Here is a 3646-nt window from a genome sequence, read left to right as displayed (position 1 = left end):
AAGGTTAAGCTTGCGATTGATGCTTAGTATCACAGCACCTGAGCTAGGTACTGTAAATCTTGGGGCAATTGAAGAATACGAGCGGGTATCAGAACGTTATGAATTCCTGCTGGAGCAAAAAAATGATCTCCAGGAAGCTAAAGACACCTTATTCCTTGTCATCGAGGAAATGGATCATGAGATGAAGAAACGTTTTGAACAGACTTTCACAGGAATCCGCTCACACTTTGAATCGGTCTTCCAGGCGTTGTTTGGCGGCGGAAGAGCGGACCTTAGGCTGACACAGCCTGATGACCTGCTGAATACTGGAGTGGAAATTGTCGCTCAGCCACCGGGGAAGAAACTTCAGAATCTTGGGCTTTTGTCTGGGGGGGAGAGAGCACTGACTGCAATTGCGCTGCTTTTCTCCATCCTGAAGGTTCGTCCGGTTCCTTTCTGCATTCTGGATGAAGTAGAAGCTGCCCTTGATGAGGCAAATGTGTACCGCTTCGCTCAATACCTGAAGAAATACAGGGAAGAAACACAATTCATTGTCATCACCCACCGCAAGGGTACAATGGAGGAGGCAGATGTCCTGTACGGTGTGACCATGCAGGAATCAGGTGTCTCGAAGCTTGTGTCCGTGCGGATGGAAGATTCAAAAGAGCTAGTAAATTCGTAATGAGAAAGGCGATGGAACTGTGAGTTTTTTCAAGAAATTAAAAGAAAAGTTTACGACACAGACTGAGACTGTTACAGAGAAATTCAAAGAGGGATTAACCAAAACAAGAGACAACTTCTCGAGCAAGGTAAATGATCTCGTTTCAAGATACCGCAAAGTGGACGAGGAATTCTTCGAGGAGCTGGAAGAAATTTTGATCCAGGCCGATGTTGGCTTTGAGACTGTCATGGAATTAGTCGAGGAACTGAAGAAAGAGGTTAAACGCCGCAACATCCAGGATACAAAAGATGTGCAGGCCGTCATTTCTGAGAAGCTTGTCGATATTTATGAGTCTGGTGCAGACGATGAATCATTCAAGCTGAACATGCAGGAAGACGGTTTGACTGTCATTTTGTTTGTTGGCGTAAATGGTGTCGGCAAAACAACTACGATCGGGAAATTGGCCCATAAGTTCAAAAATGAAGGCAAAAACGTTCTGCTTGCTGCCGGAGATACGTTCCGCGCAGGCGCGATTGAACAGCTGGAGGTTTGGGGAGAACGTGTGGGTGTTGATGTCATTAAGCAAGCGGAGGGCTCTGACCCTGCAGCTGTTATGTTTGATGCCGTCCAGTCCGCAAAGTCCAGGAAGGCGGATATCCTGATCTGTGATACTGCTGGCCGTCTGCAAAACAAGGTAAATCTCATGAAAGAACTTGAGAAGGTAAAGCGTGTAATTGAACGTGAAGTTCCTGGTGCCCCTCACGAAGTCCTGCTTGTGCTCGATGCGACGACTGGACAAAATGCTCTCATCCAGGCAAAAACGTTCAAGGAAGCTACCAATGTAAGCGGAATTGTTTTGACAAAGCTGGACGGAACAGCAAAAGGCGGGATTGTCCTGGCCATCCGCAATGAACTGAATATCCCTGTAAAGTTCGTAGGTCTTGGTGAAAAAATGGATGACCTTCAGGAATTTGATGCGGAACGCTATGTTTATGGACTGTTTGCTGATTTAGTTGAGGAAGAGAAAATGGCGGAGTAATGCCGTTTTAACAACATCTTGCTGTAAAGAACTTTTCTTGACAGGAACTTGGAACGTGTGTACACTCTTAATGTAAAGGTATTTCACTTAACATGGGGGAATCGATATGCTTGAGAAGACGAACCGTATGAATTATTTGTATGACTTTTATCAGGCATTGCTTACTCCAAAACAAAGCAGTTATATGGCCCTTTACTATCTTGATGACTACTCTCTTGGTGAAATCGCTGAAGAGTATGATGTTAGCCGCCAGGCTGTATACGACAACATCAAACGGACGGAAGCGATGCTCGAGGAGTACGAAGAGAAGCTTTTGCTGTTCGAGAAGTTCCAGATGCGCAGCCAGTTGATTTCCAAAATGAAGAAACAGCTGAGTGAGGATCCGGACAAGCAGGTTTTGAGTGAAATGGTAGCCGAGCTTGAGAAATTAGACTAGGGAGGCACATGATATGGCATTTGAAGGATTGGCCGACCGACTGCAAAATACAATGCAAAAAATCCGCGGAAAAGGGAAAGTAACCGAAGCGGATGTAAAAGAAATGATGCGCGAGGTCCGTCTGGCGCTGCTAGAGGCCGACGTTAACTTTAAGGTAGTTAAAGACTTTGTTAAAAAAGTCACTGAAAGGGCAATTGGTCAAGAGGTTGTGAAGAGCCTGACTCCAGGCCAGCAGGTCATTAAGGTTGTTAAAGAAGAACTTACCGAGCTGATGGGAGGAGAGCAAAGCAAGATTGCAGCCTCCAACCGTCCGCCAACCGTCATCATGATGGTCGGCCTTCAAGGTGCAGGTAAAACGACAACAACCGGAAAACTTGCCAATTTGCTTCGCAAAAAATATAACCGCAAGCCTTTGCTTGTTGCAGCAGACATTTATCGTCCGGCAGCCATCAAGCAGCTTGAGACTCTTGGCAAACAGCTGAGCATGCCAGTCTTCTCATTGGGAGACCAGGTCAGCCCGGTTGAAATTGCCAAGCAGGCAATCGCTAAAGCGAAGGAAGACCATAATGACTATGTACTTATTGATACTGCAGGCCGTCTTCATGTAGATGAAAACCTCATGGATGAGCTCAAGCAGATCAAAGAATTGTCAAAGCCAGATGAAATCTTCCTTGTCGTCGATGCCATGACCGGTCAGGATGCTGTCAATGTTGCCCAGAGCTTCAATGAACAGCTGGGCTTGACTGGTGTCGTCCTGACAAAGCTTGATGGTGATACACGAGGCGGTGCTGCGCTTTCAATCCGCGCCGTGACAAATACTCCAATCAAATTTGTCGGTCTTGGTGAAAAGCTCGATGCTCTTGAGCCTTTCCATCCTGAGAGAATGGCTTCAAGAATTCTGGGAATGGGTGACGTGCTCACGCTCATCGAGAAAGCGCAAGCCAATGTCGATGAAGAAAAAGCGAAAGAGCTTGAGAAAAAAATGCGTACAGCATCATTCACCCTTGATGACTTCCTGGACCAGCTGGGCCAGGTCAAGAAGATGGGGCCGTTGGATGAAATCCTTAAGATGATGCCTGGGGCGAATAAAATCAAGGGCATGAACAATCTTCAAATCGATGAAAAGCAAATTTCTCATGTTGAGGCCATCATCCAGTCGATGACGTCTAACGAAAAGACTCATCCTGAAATCATCAATGCCAACAGGCGTAAAAGGATCGCTAAGGGAAGCGGCACTTCCATCCAGGAGGTAAACCGATTGCTCAAGCAGTTCGAGGACATGAAAAAGATGATGAAGCAAATGACGAACATGCAGCAAAAAGGCAAGAAAAAAGGCGGTTTCAAACTGCCGTTCAATCCTTTTTAACATGTAAATTCAGGTATTTGCAGTCTGTAAAGAAAAAACCCTTTACAAGCTGATTTCAATTTGGTATTATTCTATCTTGTGTGAAACTATTCGGAGGTGCTTATTTAAAATGGCAGTAAAAATTCGTTTAAAGCGTATGGGAGCTAAAAAATCTCCTTTCTATGA

General features: G+C 45.5%; 3 protein-coding genes and 1 pseudogene. All 4 read left to right on the top strand.

All coding sequences use genetic code 11. The features are described 5' to 3' along the window. Nucleotides 1-661, top strand: a pseudogene (locus ACXADT_RS21440) (chromosome segregation protein SMC); the annotation flags it as partial. A gap of 19 nt (nucleotides 662-680) precedes the next feature. Next, complete coding sequence (gene ftsY / locus ACXADT_RS21435) at nucleotides 681-1679, top strand: signal recognition particle-docking protein FtsY (RefSeq protein ID WP_474835873.1); 999 nt, start codon at nucleotides 681-683, stop codon at nucleotides 1677-1679. Nucleotides 1680-1785: 106 nt separating this feature from the next. Next, the gene (locus tag ACXADT_RS21430) at nucleotides 1786-2115 is read left to right on the top strand and encodes a putative DNA-binding protein (RefSeq protein ID WP_474835872.1); all 330 of its coding nucleotides are present in this window, start codon (nucleotides 1786-1788) and stop codon (nucleotides 2113-2115) included. 13 nt (nucleotides 2116-2128) lie between these two features. Next, the gene (ffh, locus tag ACXADT_RS21425; RefSeq protein WP_474835871.1) at nucleotides 2129-3481 is read left to right on the top strand and encodes a signal recognition particle protein; all 1353 of its coding nucleotides are present in this window, start codon (nucleotides 2129-2131) and stop codon (nucleotides 3479-3481) included. Nucleotides 3482-3646 lie beyond the last annotated feature (165 nt).

The sequence above is a fragment of the Anaerobacillus sp. ABR4_321 genome, assembly GCF_056158505.1.
The sequence above is the reverse complement of the archived record's forward strand: the minus strand, read 5'-3'. Positions and strand labels throughout refer to the sequence as shown.

Coding starts and splice junctions, on each gene's coding strand:
- ACXADT_RS21430 (WP_474835872.1), top strand. CDS start 1,786: ATGCTTGAGAAGACGAACCGTATGAATTATTTGTATGACTTTTATCAG.
- ffh (WP_474835871.1), top strand. CDS start 2,129: ATGGCATTTGAAGGATTGGCCGACCGACTGCAAAATACAATGCAAAAA.